General features: G+C 65.5%; 17 protein-coding genes and 1 tRNA gene. 11 read left to right on the forward strand and 7 right to left on the reverse strand.

Annotated elements, in window-relative coordinates:
* Positions 1–13: 13 nt before the first annotated feature.
* Positions 14–355, reverse strand: coding sequence for a hypothetical protein (locus E2484_RS03280; protein ID WP_137283787.1), 342 nt, complete (start codon positions 353–355; stop codon positions 14–16).
* 90 nt (positions 356–445) lie between these two features.
* Between E2484_RS03280 and E2484_RS03285 the strand changes: the two genes are divergently transcribed.
* Positions 446–979, forward strand: a complete 534-nt coding sequence (locus tag E2484_RS03285) for a redoxin domain-containing protein (protein WP_137283788.1) — start codon at positions 446–448, stop codon at positions 977–979.
* A 58-nt stretch (positions 980–1,037) separates the two neighbouring features.
* A complete protein-coding gene (locus tag E2484_RS03290) occupies positions 1,038–2,867 on the forward strand; it encodes an SLC13 family permease (RefSeq protein ID WP_321111686.1) in 1,830 nt (609 codons plus the stop codon).
* A 177-nt stretch (positions 2,868–3,044) separates the two neighbouring features.
* On the opposite strand, the gene E2484_RS03295 is transcribed toward E2484_RS03290, so the two are convergent.
* Positions 3,045–3,269, reverse strand: coding sequence for a YgaP family membrane protein (locus E2484_RS03295; protein WP_137283790.1), 225 nt, complete (start codon positions 3,267–3,269; stop codon positions 3,045–3,047).
* A 112-nt stretch (positions 3,270–3,381) separates the two neighbouring features.
* Positions 3,382–3,455 (reverse strand) — tRNA-Tyr (locus E2484_RS03300).
* 531 nt (positions 3,456–3,986) lie between these two features.
* Here E2484_RS03300 and E2484_RS03305 point away from each other — a divergent pair.
* The 3 genes from E2484_RS03305 (at position 3,987) to ftsZ (ending at position 6,238) form a co-directional block, all read left to right on the forward strand.
* Complete coding sequence (locus E2484_RS03305; protein WP_137283791.1) at positions 3,987–4,643, forward strand: double zinc ribbon domain-containing protein; 657 nt, start codon at positions 3,987–3,989, stop codon at positions 4,641–4,643.
* 185 nt (positions 4,644–4,828) lie between these two features.
* A complete protein-coding gene (locus E2484_RS03310) occupies positions 4,829–5,011 on the forward strand; it encodes a ribbon-helix-helix domain-containing protein (RefSeq protein ID WP_137283792.1) in 183 nt (60 codons plus the stop codon).
* A gap of 3 nt (positions 5,012–5,014) precedes the next feature.
* Positions 5,015–6,238: a cell division protein FtsZ gene (ftsZ, locus tag E2484_RS03315; protein WP_137283793.1), complete on the forward strand. Its 1,224-nt coding sequence runs from the start codon at positions 5,015–5,017 to the stop codon at positions 6,236–6,238.
* A gap of 236 nt (positions 6,239–6,474) precedes the next feature.
* On the opposite strand, the gene ncsA is transcribed toward ftsZ, so the two are convergent.
* Positions 6,475–7,446 (reverse strand): tRNA 2-thiolation protein NcsA, encoded by a 972-nt coding sequence (gene ncsA, locus E2484_RS03320; RefSeq protein ID WP_137283794.1) that lies wholly within the window; start codon positions 7,444–7,446, stop codon positions 6,475–6,477.
* A 304-nt stretch (positions 7,447–7,750) separates the two neighbouring features.
* Between ncsA and E2484_RS03325 the strand changes: the two genes are divergently transcribed.
* The 6 genes from E2484_RS03325 (at position 7,751) to E2484_RS03350 (ending at position 12,798) form a co-directional block, all read left to right on the forward strand.
* On the forward strand, positions 7,751–7,990 hold the full coding sequence (locus tag E2484_RS03325) for a hypothetical protein (RefSeq protein WP_137283795.1): 240 nt from the start codon (positions 7,751–7,753) through the stop codon (positions 7,988–7,990).
* A gap of 12 nt (positions 7,991–8,002) precedes the next feature.
* Entirely contained in the window at positions 8,003–8,599 is a 597-nt protein-coding gene (locus tag E2484_RS03330; protein ID WP_137283796.1) for a hypothetical protein, read from the forward strand.
* A 116-nt stretch (positions 8,600–8,715) separates the two neighbouring features.
* Complete coding sequence (locus E2484_RS03335) at positions 8,716–9,762, forward strand: zinc-dependent alcohol dehydrogenase (protein ID WP_137283797.1); 1,047 nt, start codon at positions 8,716–8,718, stop codon at positions 9,760–9,762.
* A gap of 667 nt (positions 9,763–10,429) precedes the next feature.
* Positions 10,430–10,807, forward strand: a complete 378-nt coding sequence (locus E2484_RS03340; protein ID WP_137283798.1) for a 6-pyruvoyl trahydropterin synthase family protein — start codon at positions 10,430–10,432, stop codon at positions 10,805–10,807.
* 6 nt (positions 10,808–10,813) lie between these two features.
* Positions 10,814–11,908, forward strand: coding sequence for a glycosyltransferase family 4 protein (locus E2484_RS03345; RefSeq protein ID WP_137283799.1), 1,095 nt, complete (start codon positions 10,814–10,816; stop codon positions 11,906–11,908).
* A complete protein-coding gene (locus E2484_RS03350; RefSeq protein ID WP_170977225.1) occupies positions 11,905–12,798 on the forward strand; it encodes a class I SAM-dependent methyltransferase in 894 nt (297 codons plus the stop codon). Before E2484_RS03345 ends, E2484_RS03350 begins: the two co-directional genes overlap by 4 nt.
* Before the next feature lie 184 nt (positions 12,799–12,982).
* Here E2484_RS03350 and E2484_RS03355 read toward each other — a convergent pair whose 3' ends face one another.
* The 3 genes from E2484_RS03355 to E2484_RS03365 all read right to left on the reverse strand — a co-directional run bounded on the left by E2484_RS03355 (position 12,983) and on the right by E2484_RS03365 (position 15,082).
* Entirely contained in the window at positions 12,983–14,128 is a 1,146-nt protein-coding gene (locus tag E2484_RS03355) for an MBL fold metallo-hydrolase (RefSeq protein WP_137283801.1), read from the reverse strand.
* A 108-nt stretch (positions 14,129–14,236) separates the two neighbouring features.
* The gene (locus tag E2484_RS03360) at positions 14,237–14,821 is read right to left on the reverse strand and encodes a DsrE/DsrF/DrsH-like family protein (protein WP_137283802.1); all 585 of its coding nucleotides are present in this window, start codon (positions 14,819–14,821) and stop codon (positions 14,237–14,239) included.
* A 3-nt stretch (positions 14,822–14,824) separates the two neighbouring features.
* Positions 14,825–15,082, reverse strand: coding sequence for a sulfurtransferase TusA family protein (locus tag E2484_RS03365; RefSeq protein WP_137283803.1), 258 nt, complete (start codon positions 15,080–15,082; stop codon positions 14,825–14,827).
* Positions 15,083–15,281: the final 199 nt, after the last annotated feature.

A 15,281-nucleotide genomic window follows, 5' to 3' on the forward strand; every position in this document is an offset into this window, starting at 1 on the left:
TACCCCAGCGGCCTCAATTACGCGGTAGATTTAGGCCGATACGGAGCAGGACCGCGTAGACCGCGATTCCGAACCGGAAGAACAGACCGAACATCACCGCGAACAGGAGGCCCAGTCCGAGCGCGGAGAGACTGGCGGCGAGCAGGCCGGTGTCGGCCCGCCACGTTTCGACCGCGACCGTCGCCAGCGACAGCAGTGCGCCGACCCCGGCCGCGACGTAGACTCCGAGCGAGAGACCGAGACCGACCCGCCGGTCCAGGACCTCGGTGGTCGCGCCGAGGTCGCGCGCGAGCCCGGCGTAGAAGCCGACCAGCGCCACGATGACCAGCGTGTCCGTGAAGAACGGCGTCGCCATGGAAATCGCGTTCTCGTCCCCCCATCATAAAGCAGTCGGAACGTGGAATCCGGCGAAAATTTAAACGGGTGCCGGTGGAAAGGCGGGACGATGGAAGACTCGGGTGGTCCGGCAGTCGGTTCGCGAGCCCCGGCGTTCACAGCGCCACTGGCGGCACCCGACGGGTCGGTGTCGGACGTGTCGCTGTCGTCGCTGCTCGCGGACGGTGCGGTCCTGCTGGTGTTCCAACCGACGAACTTCGAGTTGGAAACGTTCGCCGAGCGCCACGCGCTCGGCACCTACGACTGGTTCACGGCCGACGACAGGGTTCGAGTCGTCGGTATCAATCGCGCCCGACCCCGGACCAACCGGGAGTTCGCGGACTACCTCGACGTGACCTACCCATTCTGCTCGGACCGCGACCTCTCGATAGCCGAGTCCTACGGCGTGACCTACCGGGCGTTCGGAATCGCACCGCGGGCGCGCCGGGCCTGCTTCTTCGTGGACGAAGACGGCGTCGTGCGGTATCGGTGGGTCGCCGACCGCGACCGGAGCGGTAGTGCCCACCCCCAGATTCGGGACCTCTACGAAGTCGTGATGGACGTCCTCGGAAGGCCCGAACCGGAGAGTTTCGGGTTCGCGTGAACTCGCCGAGACGACGCCATCGCAACGCTAACGTGACTGTTCTCCGATGGTTCGGACGATGATTCAGGGTGGGCCGCCGCTGACAGCCGACGTACTCGTCGTCTTCGCCATCGTCGCGGTCGCGGTGGTGCTGTTCGTGACCGAGGCGATTCCGACCGACACGACCGCGCTCGCGGTCCTCGTCTCGCTGGTCGTCCTCCGCGAGTTCACGCACGTCTCGGCCGAGGAGGCCATCTCGGGGTTCGCCAGTCCCGCGACCGTCACCATCGTGGCGATGTACATCCTGAGTGCCGGCGTCGAGGAGACGGGGGTGGTCGAGCGACTGGAGGTCGTAGTCGCCCGGTTCACCGGCGGGGACAGAGGGCGACTCCTGACCGCGACGGTCGGCATCACCGGACCGCTCGCGGGCGTCGTCAACAACACACCGGTCGTCGCGCTGTTCATCCCGATGATTACCGACCTCGCCGACCGGACCCACACCTCGCCGTCGAAACTGCTGATTCCGCTGTCCTACGCCGCGATGCTCGGCGGGACGCTGACGCTGGTCGGCACCGCGACGAATCTGGTGGCGAGTTCCATCGCCGCCGACCTCGGGGTGGCGGGCACGCCGTTCTCGATGTTCGAGTTCACGCCTCTCGGCGTGGTGGTGTTGGTCGTCGGGTCGCTCTACCTACTGACCGTGGGCCAGTGGCTTCTGCCCGCCCGCATCGCCCCTCACGACCTGACCGAGGAGTTCGGTCTGCAAGGCCGACTCGCGCGGGTGTACGTCCGGCCGTCGTCGTCGCTCGTGGGCCAGACCGTCGCCGAAGCCCGGCGCGACGACCTCAAGATCCTCCAGATAATCCGCGGCGACCAGACGCTCGTGGCCTCCCGGACCGACCGGGAGATAGAGGCGGGCGACGTGCTGACCGTCAGGGCCGACGACGAGTCGGTTCGAGCGTTCGTCGAGGCGGCCGACCTCCGCCGCCTCCCGCGGGCGGAGGTGACCGAGGAGGAACTCGCGCTGGGCGAAGGTCGAGGGACGCTGGCGGAGGTCATCGTCCCCGAAGGCTCGGGACTGCTCGGGCAGGCGGTCGACGAGACCAAGATGGGCGACCGCTTCGACGCCACGGTGTTGGCGGTCCGACGGGGCAGCGAACTCGTCGTGGAGGACGTGGCCGACGAGGTACTGGGCGAGGGTGACGGACTGCTCGTCCACGCGACCCGGGCCGGTCTCGACCACCTCGAAGAGTCGGGCGACCTCCTCGTCACCGAGCGCGTCGGCGGCGGTCTCGACATCGAACCCGAACCGATCGACCGGCGTGAGGCCGCGCTCGCCATCGGCATCGTCGTCGGCGTTATCGCCGTCGCGGCGGCGAACCTGCTCCACATCGCCATCGCGGCGCTCGGCGGCGTGGTGGCGATGGTCGTCGGGAACGTCGTTCGGCCCGCCGACGCCTACGACGCGGTGAACTGGGAGGTCGTCTTCCTGCTGGCGGGCGTCATCCCGCTCGGACTGGCGATGGACCAGACCGGGGCCGCCGAACTCCTCGCGTCCTACGTGACCGACGCGTCGGCGACGCTGCCCGCGATAGCCACGCTGGGACTGTTCTACCTCCTGACGGGGGTGCTGGCCAACCTCATCACGCCGGTCGCCAGCGTGGCGCTCGTCCTCCCAATCGCGGTCAGCACCGCGAGCGAGGTGGGCGCGAACGCCTTCGCGTTCACGCTGGCGGTCACGTTCGCGGCCTCGACGGCCTTCATGACGCCGATGGGCTACCAGACGAACCTGATGGTCTACAGCCCCGGCGGGTATCGGTTCACCGACTACGTTCGGGTGGGTGCGCCGCTACAACTGCTGTTGGCGGTGGTCACGACGCTCGGCATCGCTGTCATCTGGGGCGTGTGAGACGGCGCAGTGCGGTGTAAGTCGCCGCGGTGCGGTGTAAGACGCCACGGTGCGGTCAGAAGGAGACGTGACCCCGACCGCGACGCCGAGGACTACTCCGGCAACGCCGAGAGTATCGAGGTACAGAGCCCGAATCCAGACGGACGGTTGGTTCTACGCCGTTCGGTCGGTTCGCCCTCACTCCGTCGACTCGCCCGAAGTCGTGTCGATGCCGAGCAGCGCGTTCCCGCCGCAGTGCTGGCTCTGGGCGTTCCGGAGTAACCCGGCCCCTGCGATGGCCGCAGTCGCCGCGGTCACGCGCTGGTCGTCGAGGTACGCGCTGATGGCGACGGCGACCAGCCAGATACCCAGCACGCCTCTGACGATGCGGTCGATACCGCCGACGTTCTGCTGGTACTCCATACGGGATTGTACGGGCAGATGAAATTTATAGTTCAGGGAGCAAGCGAGTTCGTGGAGACGGACAGTCGGAAAGTGGTCTGCGCTCTCCGAAGTGTTACGCCGCGAGAAGTAGTCCGCCCTCCCCGATTTGAACGGGGGACAAGTCGATCTACAGTCGACTGCTCTACCAGTCTGAGCTAAGGGCGGGCACGTGGTTTCACGTAGGTGCCCTACCGGACTTAAGGGTTATTATTCATTGGTACCGTGCTCCCTTCCAGCGAACCACAAAAGGGACGACGCGTGCGCTCCCGCGACAGGCACGTAGGCAGTCACGCCCGCGTGCGTGCTCGTTCGGCGCGCTCACGGCCGAAGGCCGTACTCGGAGACACGTCGATCGGCCTATCTAGTCAATGTAGACATTTCGCAAACGAATGTTTATATGTTTATCAGCAATATATGGGTGTCTCTACGAGTGCCACGTTTGGGCGGCGCGTCTCGCTCGAACGCGGGCGAACCCGTCGGACGCTTCGCAGGGAGTCGCGTTCCAGGTCCGAAAGCCGAGTCCGTCCGACTACCGGAACTCATCACCCATCTATCATACTGAAGCGAGTCCGAAAGCGGACGTTCCGGTCCCGGAAACCGCAATCGAGCGCCGTGTCTTCCAACGTCTCCCGCGAGTCAGACATGTTTGGGAAGATTGAAATAGGATGGTCGTAATAGTGTGAGTCGAACTGCCACATGAGCAAGATAACCTTCCGCGCCGACGAGGAACTCGTCGAGCGCATCGAAGCGCGCGACGCCTCGAAGAGCGAGATCATGCGCGAGGCCCTTCGCGCGTACCTCGACGGTCCCGAGCGCGGACGCGACGCGGGCGCAGAGCGCGCCGCGAGTGCGGGGGGCGTTGGCGACCACGCGGACGCTCAGGACTCGGGGCACGGCGAGCGTCGGAGCGCCGACAGCCTCGACGCGATGCTCGCCGAGCGCGTGGACGAACTCGTCGCGGAGCGACTCGCCGCGCGGGAGGCGCGGGAGCGCCAGCGCGCAACCGAGCGCGCGCAGGACGTAAACGTCAACGTCACGCTCGAAACCGACGCCGCTCGGACCGACGACCCGGCGGTAACGCGACAAACTCGCGCGTCGGACGTACCGTCCGACGACCGCGGGTCCGGCGACCGGCCGGACGCCGAGGAGAGCGGCCGACCGGCCGAGACCGAAAAGGACTGCGGGCAGTGCGGCGAGTCGCTGTCCGACGACCACGTCTACTGTCCGAACTGCGGGGAGAAAGCCGCCCGGCGCGTCTTCTGCGAGTGCGGCGACGAGGTGCGGTCCGACTGGGGGTTCTGCCCGAGCTGCGGTCGCAGAACGCCCGCCGCCGACGTTCTCGACCGGTCGTAAGACAGCGTTTTACACCGGGCGTTAATTATTTAAGTTTTGACTATGTGGATATGGTCGCGTAAGACGGTCGTCTTACACAGTGTCGGGGAACGGGCGAACTGCCCGATTCCCGCGGTTTCACGGTGTAAGACAGGACGCGCGGGAAGTTGCGTGCCGTCTTACTAACACAGGGGAAATTACAGAACATGGAGCGTGTGACACTCCGCATTCCGAAACAGCAGATAGAAGAGGTCGAACAGATGGTCGAAACGGGAGAGTTCCCGAACCGGAGCGAAGCGATCCGGGCCGCTGTTCGAGATATGTTGAACGAACAAGAGGAGGGCACGACCGAACAGACGACGAACAAGCGGTCGTGGGCGAAGGTGTAGATTATGCAGGACATCGTTCAAGACGCCTTGGCGAACGCCGAAGAAGAGAGCCGCGAGATGGACGCCTCGATGGACGGCGACGAGTTCGGGGACCCCCGAATCGTCATCGTCGGCTGTGGAGGCGCAGGCAACAACACCGTCAACCGACTCTACAACATCGGCGTCGAAGGCGCAGATACGGTCGCTATCAACACCGACAAACAGCACCTCAAGATGATCGAGGCCGACACGAAGATTCTGGTCGGCAAGAGCCTGACCAACGGTCTCGGCGCTGGCGGCGACCCCTCGATGGGCGAGCGCGCCACCGAGATGGCCCAGGGTACCATCAAGGAGGTACTCGGCGACGCGGACCTCGTGTTCGTCACCGCCGGGATGGGCGGCGGCACCGGTACCGGAGCCGCGCCGGTCGTCTCGAAGATCGCCAAAGAGCAGGGCGCAATCGTCGTCGGGATGGTCTCGACGCCGTTCAACGTCGAGCGCGCCCGCACGGTGAAGGCCGAAGAGGGGCTCGAGAAGCTCCGCAACGAAGCCGACTCCATCATCGTGCTGGACAACAACCGACTGCTCGACTACGTCCCGAACCTGCCCATCGGCAAGGCGTTCTCGGTGATGGACCAGATCATCGCCGAGACGGTCAAGGGTATTTCGGAGACGATTACTCAGCCCTCGCTCATCAACCTCGACTACGCCGACATGACCTCGATCATGAATCAGGGCGGAGTTGCGGTGATGTTGGTCGGCGAGACCCAGGACAAGAACAAGACCGAGGAGGTCGTCCGGGACGCGATGAACCACCCGCTTCTCGACGTGGACTACAGGGGCGCGTCGGGCGGACTGGTCCACATCACGGGCGGACCGGACCTCACGCTGAAGGAGGCCGAATCCATCGCCAGCAACATCACCGAGCGCCTCGAAGCCAGTGCGAACGTCATCTGGGGCGCGCGCATTCAGGACAACTACAAGGGCAAGGTCCGGGTCATGGCCATCATGACCGGCGTCCAGAGCGCACAGGTCCTCGGCCCGAGCACCCAGAAGCAGGCCGACAAGTCCCGCCAGCAGATGGGCGACGTCGACGCCAAGTCGTTCGACGCCAGCCAGAACGTCGACGACGTCGGTGGTCTCGGCGAAACCCACGGCGCGGACGAATCGGGTGACTCGTGGGGTGCCAAGAGTGACGGCGGACAGGATAAGGTAGAGCGGAACAACGGTCTCGACGTAATTCGCTGACCGCGGTCGATTTTCGGTCGGTGCCGTCGGAGAACGTGTTCGCGTCCTTTTTCGGGAGGAAATTCGAACGCGGAGCCACCGTTTCGAGAGCGCTGCTCGTGACCGAGAGTGCGACTACCAGAATCGAGGAGTGCGTGACGTTCGGAAATGGAGTCGTGACGGGGTAGAAAGTCTCCCCGTGCTTGCGGTCGTGGCTGTGGAACCGAGCGCGTCCCGCCCGGCGGTGGCCTGGAGAATCAGACGGCGTGAATCGATTCGAGGAGGGAGCACTTCCGACAGACGTCGCGCGTGGTAGAGGCTCCGCACTGCTCGCACTCGCCGAGGTCGGTGTCGCCTTCCTCGCGCGCGCCGAACTCGCTGGCGGCCAGCGACGCGAGTTCCTCGTAGCCGGCCATGATAGAGTGACGAGTTCCCGGGTGATTCTCTTCGAGTTGGTAGAGAAGTTCCTGAATTTCGCCGCGGTAGGCCTCGCTGGCGTGGGGGCACTCCGTGATGTGGGCCGGGAGGTCTTCGAGGTGGGCGTAGAGCGCGACCTCCTTCTCGGGCACGTCCCGGAGGGGTTTGGCGCGGGGCACGAAGTCGTCCTGTTCGCCTCGCTCCTCGAAGTTGCCGAGGCTCGCGTCGAAGTGCTTGGCGATCTGGGACACGTCGCCTTCGAGGAAGTTCATCAATGCAGTCTCGGCCTCGTCGTCGAGGTTGTGGCCCGTGAGGAGTTTGTCGGCGTCGAACTTCTCGGCGTACTTCGAGAGCAGGTCGCGCCGGAACACCCCGCAGTAGGCGCAGGCCGCCATCCCCTCGGGGTCTTTCTCCACTACGTCGTCCATCTGCACGTCGAACTCCTCCTCGTAGGTGACGAGTTCGTGGCGAATGCCCAACTCCTCGGTCAGTTCCTCGCAGGCGTCCACGCTCTGGTCGCGGTAGCCCTCGATGCCCTCGTGAATCGTGAGCGCGACGAGTTCGATTCGAGGGTCCTTCTCGAAGGTTCGATAGAGGATGTCGGTCAGCACGACGCTGTCCTTGCCGCCCGACAGGCCGACGACCCAGGTCTGTGGGTTCTCGGGCGTGGCGTCGCTGGGAACGAGGTCGTCTTCCCGAATTCGACGCCGAACTCGCTTGTCCACGGAGGCGACGAAGTGTTCCTCGCAGAGATGTAGCCCCGAGTAGGCGGCGTTCATCACCGCCTCCCGGCCGCATTTGTCGCAGTCCATCGGGTGGAGGTTTCGGTTCCGGGCGTTTGTCGGTTTCGCCTCGAACCTATAAATGAAATAGCGCGATATCAAATCTGCGGCAGGTCAGAAATGCGGTGGCCGTTCTCTCGGCCGAGAGACGGCAGGGACCCTATACGGCAGAAACCCCTCGAATCCCGATAACTGACTCTAGAGGCATTTACGACCCTCTCCAAGGCTGATTCGAGATTTCGAGGTGATCGTGATTCGGACCGACTCCGACGAGTCCACACCGAGGAATAAGGCCACCACGAGGAATAAGGCCACAGAGCGCGTACGACGGTGCATGCCTGTGGGTGGGTACGACCCCGAGGATTTGGACGAGAAGCTCTCGGACCTGATGGACGCGAAGGGCCGCGACCCCTCGAACTGGTTGACCGACGAGGAACTCGTGGCGTGGGAGAACGGCGAGAGCCTACTGGAACTGCTCGACGAGGACGACATCCACGAGTTGCTCCGGAAGGAGGGCGACGTTCCCGGCGAGGAGCGCGACGAAGCGGGTGACTCCGACGCCAGAGCCGAGTGAGTTCCGGCCCTCATGCGCCGCGTATCTCAGATCGGAGTCCTCCACGAGTGGCTTCGGGTGGAGCGTAGCCACCCCGAAGAGGACTGGTTCCCCGTCGAATCGCTGTCCGAGCGGGAGGCACTCGACGAACTGCTGGACCGGAAGCCCGGTGCGGCCGGGTTCATCTGGCGCGACGCCCCGGTGAAGTGGTACGAGACGACGCTCCACCGCGAGGACTTCGAGCGACTCCAGTTAGTCGAGGGACCGCCCGATCTCCGCTGGCGCGCCCTCTCGCCGGACGGGACGGTCCGCGGTGCGGCCGACCGAATCGCCCGCGGCGACCCCGACGAGTTGACGGCCGAGACGGGCGTGGACGTGGAAACGGTGGTGGAGTTCCGCGAGGAGATGCCCGAGGGACCGCTGGTCCTCTCGACGCGGGAGGGATGTGTCCCGCGATTCGTGGCCGACGGCAACCACCGCGCGGTGGCGCTTGCGCTCCGGATGCGCTCGGGCGATTTTTCGCCACAGCGGGCGTATCTGGGCGTCGGAAGCAATCGCGTAGCGAAACCACTGTCGGAGCGACTCTGCGGGGCAGTCGAGAGTCTCCTCGACTGGCGGTTCGATCGGTAGCTGGCTATCTTCGGTCTCCGGAGTCCGCTGGCGGGGTTTCGTGGCCAAAGAACGATAAGTCGGCCCGTCGTATCCCGGTCGGACGGCCGAACGCCGTCGGAACGGGAACGAGGAGCATGTCAGCACGGTCACTCTACTTTACGGGAGATCGCGAGGTCGAAGTGCGCGAGCGCGAGATAGCCGACCCCGGCGAAGGGGAGGTCCGGGTCCGGGCCGAGCGGTCGGCGATCAGTCCCGGGACCGAGCTCCTGGTCTACCGTAGCGAAGTGCCTTCGGGGATGGCCACCGACGCGGAACTCGACGCCCTGACGGGGACCTTCGAGTTCCCGTTTCGGTACGGCTACGCGGTCGTCGGCCGGGTGACGGCGACCGGGCCGGGCGTCGATGGCTCGTGGGAGGACCGGCGCGTGTTCGGGTTCAACCCCCACGAGAGTCACTTCTGCGCGCCGGTCTCGGAGGTGCTGGCGGTGCCCGAGGACTGCTCGGCCGTGGCCGCTACCTTCCTGCCGAACGTCGAGACGGCGGTCAACTTCCTCCAGGACGGCGCGCCGCGCCTCGGCGAGCGCGTGGCCGTCTTCGGGCAGGGCGTGGTCGGCCTGCTGACCACCGCGCTACTGGCCGACTGCCCGCTGGAGTCGCTGGTGACGGTGGACCGCCACGCCGCCCGCCGCGAGCGGTCGCTGGAACTCGGAGCCGATTCGGCGCTCGACCCCGACGAGCGTGGCCCCGACGCGGTAGACGCTGGCGAGCGCATCCGAGAGCGATTGGGAGGTACCGACGGCGACGGAGCAGACGGCGCGGACCTGACCTACGAACTCTCGGGGTGTCCAGACGCGCTCGACTCTGCCATCTCGGCGACGGGCTACGACGGCCGGGTCGTGGTCGGGTCGTGGTACGGCACTAAACCGACGGAACTGGACCTCGGCGGGCGATTCCACCGGAGTCGAGTCAGCCTCGAAAGCAGTCAGGTCAGCACCATCGACCCGGAACTCCGGGGCCGGTGGTCGAAAGACCGCAGGTTGAGCGTGGCGTGGGACCGACTCCGGGACGTGGACCCCGAGCAGTTCGTGACCCACGAGTTCGAAATCGGGGAGGCGGGCGAGGCGTATCGGCTGTTGGACGAGCGCCCGGAGGAGACGCTTGGCGTCGTGTTTCGGTACTGAGATCGGTTTCGATACGGGAGTTCCGGTCGTCTCGTGGACGCGTTTGGGGCTAGCTACTCGATAGAACGGAGGGAAGCTAGCTACTCCGTGAGCCACGGAAGACCGCACGGCACAGCACCGCAACCCCACAACTGCACCGCGACCGCAGGCCACACCCCTCCCCGACCGATTCGCTCACTCGCTCCGCTCGTTCGCTCGTCCACCGTCGGTGCGTGCCTCCGACGAGCGTGCTGTCACGTCCGTTCCCGCAGACACCGGAGGACAAACGGCGTCCTCCGAACCTGCGGTCACCTCCGTTCCCGCAGGTACCAGCAGACGAACCGCGTCTGCCGAGCCTGCACTCGCTTCGCTCGACAAGACTCCGCTCCCGACGACCGCGCGCGTTGGCGAGTCTCCGAGAGGTCGCGCCAGCGCGCACCGGGCGTCGTCCTGTTAGAACGGTTCTCCGTTCCTAAACGAACAAATATCGTTTCTAAAAACGTATCTACGATTCTCGTCGCAGACGCTCCGGCGTTCAGTCGCGCGATAGCACAGACCACTCCACGTCGGGGGATAATGGGGTGGGCTTTCGAGAGGTCCGTCGCCGTGATTCTCGTCGTGGCGGTGGCGATACGTAGCGAGTCTAGCCCCCGACTTTCAAGCCGATGGCCGTCGTGCCCTACGTGGAATGTACACCGTCACGGTCCAGCGCAACTTCGTGGCACAGCACTTCCTGACGGTCCCAGACCCCGGTCCGGAGGGTGACCTGCACTCTCACCACTACACCGCGAAGGTCCAACTCGCGGGCGAGGAGTTGAACGAGTACGGCTACCTCACCGACATCGACGCCGTGGAGCGGCGACTCGACGCCACGGTGGACTACTACCGGGACGCCACGCTCAACGACCTGCTCGAGTTCGAGGGACTGAACCCGAGCGTCGAACACTTCGCGCGCCTGTTCGGCCAGCGATTCTGGGAGGGCCTCGACGCACCCGAGGTCGGTTACCTGACGGTCAAACTCCGGGAGGACGACGTGGCGTGGGCCTCCCACGAGCGAGAGGTCTGAGGAGCGATGCACGTCGGACTGGTGGTCTACGGCGACCCCGGGACCACGAGCGGCGGGTTCCTCTACGACCGGAAACTCGCCGCCGCCCTCCGCGACGGAGGCGACCGCGTGTCCGTGGTCTCGCTGGCGTGGCACGACTACCCCCGTGCGCTCGCCGATAGCTTCGACCTCCGGACTCGACGCCGACTCCGAGGTTTCGACTTGCTGGTCGAAGACGAACTCTGTCACCCCTCGCTGGTCGGCCACAACCACGCTATCGGCGCGCCGGTCGTCACCGTCGTCCATCACCTCCGGGCCAGCGAGCAGTGGCCCGCGTGGCAAAAGCGCGTCTATCGGGCAGTCGAGCGGCGTTACCTCCGGAGTACCGACGCGGCAGTCTACGTCAGCGACGCGACCCGACGCGACGCCGAGCGACTCGCCGGCCCCCGCCGGTCGGTGGTCGCCCGGCCCGCTGGCGACCGGTTCGACCCCGATATCGACCGAGACGCCATCGCCGCTCGGGCCGAGCGCGACCCGCTCGAAATCGTCTTCGTCGGGAACCTCGTCCCGCGGAAAGGTCTCCACGTCCTGCTCGACGGACTCGCCCGCGTCTCGGGCGACTGGCGTCTCTCGGTCGTCGGAAGCGAGTCCGACCCGGAGTACGCCCGACGGACCCGCGAGCGCGCCCGCGACCTCGGAGTCGCCGAGTGGGTCCGCTTCGAGGGCCGACTCTCGGACGCCGCGCTCGCCGACCGCCTCGCCGAGAGCCACCTGCTCGCGGTCCCCTCGCTACTCGAGGGCTACGGCATCGTCTACCTGGAGGGGATGGGGTTCGGCCTGCCAGCGCTCGCCACCACCGCCGGAGGAGCGACCGAGTTCGTCACCCACGGCGAAGACGGCTTCCTCGTCCCGCCGGGCGACAGCGAGGCGGTTGCGACCGCAGTCGGGACCGTGGCGTCCGACCGCGACCGACTCCGTGAGATGGGTCTCGCCGCCCGACGCCGGTTCGAACGCCACCCGGGGTGGGACGAGTCGACGAAGAAAGTCCGGGCGTTCCTCCGGAGCGTCGCCGGCGAATCGGAACCGAGAGCCGAGCAATCGACCGGGGAGGCGCGGCCGTGAACTTCCAGCGGTACCTCTCGGCCAAGCGAACCGTAGACGACCGGGCGCTGAACCGCCGCGTCGAGGACCGTCTCGCCGACGAACTCCGAGAGAGAGACCGTCTGCGCGTGCTGGAGGTCGGCGCGGGCGTCGGCACGACGGTCACCCGACTCCTCGCCCGACCGTGGCTCCCCGACCGCGTGACCTACACTGCGCTCGACATCGAAGAACGGAACGTCGCGTCCGCGCGCATTCGCCTGCCCGTGCGAACCGCCGCGCTCGGCTACGCGGTCCGGCGCGCGGGCGACCGGTTCGTCTGTTCCCGGGGCCAGCGCCGGGTCGAAGTCGCGTTTCGGACCGCCGACGCCTTCGAGTTCCTCGCCGCGACCGACGAAGCGGTGGACCTGCTGGTCGCCCACGCCTTCGTGGACCTCGTGGACCCCGCCGACGCCCTCGCGGCGTTCCGAGATACGCTCGCCCCCGACGGTCTGGCGTACTGCCCCATCACCTTCGACAGCGAGACTATCTTCGAACCGGTAGCCGACGCCGAGTTCGAGGAGCGACTCCTCGACTCCTTCCACTCTCATCTCGACCGGTCGGGCGACAGCAGGGCGGGCCGTCATCTGCTCTCGCTGGCCCGCGACGGAGGCGGCGACGACGGCGTAGGCGGTGACGACGGCATCCTCGCAGCGGGCGGGTCGGACTGGCTGGTCCGGTCCCGCGACGGTGGCTATCCCGCCGACGAAGCCTACTTCCTCCACTGCATCACGGAGATGGTCGAGGGCGCGGTCCGCTCGGAGTCGGCAATCGACGACGGTCGCATCTCGGAGTGGGCGTCCCGCCGCCACGACCAGATAGACGTCGGGGAACTGGTGTACGTCGCGCATCAACTCGACTTGCTGATTCGGTGAAATCGACCGCGACCCGATACTGTGGGCCTTTCAGGACCGCTTCCGGTGGGTTTCGGGAGTACGCGACGGACGGATGAGAGGAGATTTTCTATATCGTCATACGATGTATCGTACTGTGAAGGTGGAAACCCCCGAGAGCCGAGCGACCCCGAGAAAAACGGCGTGGGGCCTCTCTTTTCGGTACTCAGGCCGAACAGCGGTTCGGCCCCATCTCCAGTTCGGTCGCTTCCTGCATCTCCACCGCCTCCGCGCCGCGGTTGATGGCGATGACCCGCTCGTAGTTGGGCGGTTTCTCGTGGTCGCCCGAGGTCAGTCGGTCCACGAACTCGTCTTCGCCCAGTCGAAGTAAGTCGTAGGTCGTCCGAGCCTCGCCGACCGTCGAGCAGACGGGATCGCCCGGTTCGCCGCGTTCGAACTCGCCGTCGCTGGTGACGTTGACGTGGCCCGGCAGGACCGTGACGTCGTCGGGTTCGGCCAGAATCGTACGGTGGAGCGACTCGTACTGCATTCTGGCACCCTCTCGGGCCTCCTCGCCGCTGAACTCCAGTTCGGTTCGACCTACCGACTCGACGTGGAGCGTGTCGGCGGTCAGGACGGCTTCGTCGTTCACCAGAACGTTGATCGTCTCGGTGGTGTGGCCCGGCACGCGAATCGCTTTGAGTTGCACGTCGCCGACCTCGACCACTTCGTTGCGTTCGAGCGGTTCGAAATCGTAGGATACGTCGCGCTCTCGGGCGGCCTCGCTCAGATGGTAGGGCACGCCGAGTTCTTCGGCGAGGCCGCGGCCTCCCGACACGTGGTCGGCGTGTACGTGGGTGTCGAAGACGTGGGTTATCTCCCAGTCGCGGTCGTCGGCCACGGCCCGGAACTCCGAGACGTGCCGAGTCGCGTCCACGATCGCGGCCTCGCCCGACTCCGGGTCGGCCACGACGTATCCCAGACACCCCTTCGCTCGGCGCTGGACTTGGACGATTTCGGCAGTTCCGCCGGTATCGACGGGGACCGAATCGTACACCTGGCTCCACGCTTCCATCCCGCCGGTCACGACCGCCACGTCCTCGTAGCCTGCCTCGCTCATCTCGTCGGCGAAGTGGTCCGACGTGATGCCTTTCGCGCAGATGGTCAGAACGCGGTCCGGACCGTCCACGAGCGAATCGAGTTCGGCCTTCCGGTCGTCGGTCAGCGACTCGTCGGCGTCGAACGGGAAGTGTTTCGCGCCGCGGACGTGCCACGACTCGTAGCTCTCGTCGCCGCGAGTGTCCAACAGCACGAAGTCCTCGTCAGAGTCGAGCATGTCTGCCAACCGTCGAGGAGTTACTTTCGCGGGCATAGTTCGTTGGGAGCGAGGTCGTCTGCGCCCTTAATGCTGATTGCCACTGTGAAAACAGTGCAAGACCACGTCGCGGCGGTCGATGGAACGGCGAATCCGGCCGGAAAATCAGACCAGCAGTTGAATGTCGGCGTCGGCCATGTGTTCGAGCGCGGTGGCCGCACCGACGCCGGTCGTCACGTCGTCGTACATCTCGTCTTCGTCGTAGTCCATCAGTTCCATCGTCATCTGGCAGGCCTGCAGGTCCACGCCGGTATCGAGCGACATCTCGATGAGTTCGTCGATGGTCGCGGTGCCCTGCTCGTCGATCTTCTTCTCCATCATCTTGGTCGCCATCGAGTCCATGAACGGGAGCGTGGCGACGGCGTTGGGCATCGGCATGCTCGGGTTGCCGACCGCGCTCATCTTGAGGTTCTTGGACTTCTCCTCGTGGAGGATGTCGAGTCCCCAGAACGTGTGGAAGACCACCACGTCCCAGCCGAACGCCGCGGCGGTGCTGGCGAGGATGAGCGGCGGGTACGCCATGTCGAACGTGCCCTTCGTGGCGATTATGGTCATCTTCTTCTGGTCGTCACCGACGTCGGATCTGACAGCCGACAACTCTTCTTCCAGTTCCTCGATTCGAGCCTGTAGGTCCGCCACGTCTTCGGCGTTCGCGGCGGGGTCGGGACTCTGCGGAGTGTCCGTACTCATTTTTTACTCGGTCTTGCGGACGTAGTGCTTGAAGACCGCTTCGCCGCCCTCTTCGGTCTCCTGCTGGTCGAGGAGTTCGACGCCGTCGGTCGTGTTCGCCCACCCTTCAATGTCGCTCATACTACCGGAGTCGGTAGCGACGACCTCCAGCACTTCGTCTTCGGAGAGGCCGTCAGTCGCTTGCTTGGACTTGACGACGGGCATTGGGCAGGACTGTCCTTTCACGTCGAGGGTTTCGGTAATGTCGTATTCTGTATTCATTGTCAACACCGATCTTCTATCTTGTGCGTACTGAGCAATACCGGGTGCCGGGATAAAAGGTTGTTGGTTCTTGGGCCAATCGAGCAAGACAAGTTCGTGATCGAAGTCCCTCGAACGTACGCGCGATGGATTATAATAGTTCTCTGAGGCCGTTTGTCTCCGAAAACCTGTTTCGACTCGGAGGAGGGCGAACTACGGG

This window comes from Halorussus salinisoli, assembly GCA_005239435.1.
In the GTDB taxonomy this organism is placed as follows: Archaea; Halobacteriota; Halobacteria; order Halobacteriales; family Haladaptataceae; genus Halorussus; species Halorussus salinisoli.

Excerpts from the sequence above, each read along its gene's own strand:
- E2484_RS03280 (WP_137283787.1), bottom strand. The coding sequence starts at position 355 with ATGGCGACGCCGTTCTTCACGGACACGCTGGTCATCGTGGCGCTGGTC.
- E2484_RS03285 (WP_137283788.1), top strand. The coding sequence starts at position 446 with ATGGAAGACTCGGGTGGTCCGGCAGTCGGTTCGCGAGCCCCGGCGTTC.
- E2484_RS03290 (WP_321111686.1), top strand. The coding sequence starts at position 1,038 with ATGATTCAGGGTGGGCCGCCGCTGACAGCCGACGTACTCGTCGTCTTC.
- E2484_RS03295 (WP_137283790.1), bottom strand. The coding sequence starts at position 3,269 with ATGGAGTACCAGCAGAACGTCGGCGGTATCGACCGCATCGTCAGAGGC.
- E2484_RS03305 (WP_137283791.1), top strand. The coding sequence starts at position 3,987 with ATGAGCAAGATAACCTTCCGCGCCGACGAGGAACTCGTCGAGCGCATC.
- E2484_RS03310 (WP_137283792.1), top strand. The coding sequence starts at position 4,829 with ATGGAGCGTGTGACACTCCGCATTCCGAAACAGCAGATAGAAGAGGTC.
- ftsZ (WP_137283793.1), top strand. The coding sequence starts at position 5,015 with ATGCAGGACATCGTTCAAGACGCCTTGGCGAACGCCGAAGAAGAGAGC.
- ncsA (WP_137283794.1), bottom strand. The coding sequence starts at position 7,446 with ATGGACTGCGACAAATGCGGCCGGGAGGCGGTGATGAACGCCGCCTAC.
- E2484_RS03325 (WP_137283795.1), top strand. The coding sequence starts at position 7,751 with ATGCCTGTGGGTGGGTACGACCCCGAGGATTTGGACGAGAAGCTCTCG.
- E2484_RS03330 (WP_137283796.1), top strand. The coding sequence starts at position 8,003 with ATGCGCCGCGTATCTCAGATCGGAGTCCTCCACGAGTGGCTTCGGGTG.
- E2484_RS03335 (WP_137283797.1), top strand. The coding sequence starts at position 8,716 with ATGTCAGCACGGTCACTCTACTTTACGGGAGATCGCGAGGTCGAAGTG.
- E2484_RS03340 (WP_137283798.1), top strand. The coding sequence starts at position 10,430 with ATGTACACCGTCACGGTCCAGCGCAACTTCGTGGCACAGCACTTCCTG.
- E2484_RS03345 (WP_137283799.1), top strand. The coding sequence starts at position 10,814 with ATGCACGTCGGACTGGTGGTCTACGGCGACCCCGGGACCACGAGCGGC.
- E2484_RS03355 (WP_137283801.1), bottom strand. The coding sequence starts at position 14,128 with ATGCCCGCGAAAGTAACTCCTCGACGGTTGGCAGACATGCTCGACTCT.
- E2484_RS03360 (WP_137283802.1), bottom strand. The coding sequence starts at position 14,821 with ATGAGTACGGACACTCCGCAGAGTCCCGACCCCGCCGCGAACGCCGAA.
- E2484_RS03365 (WP_137283803.1), bottom strand. The coding sequence starts at position 15,082 with ATGAATACAGAATACGACATTACCGAAACCCTCGACGTGAAAGGACAG.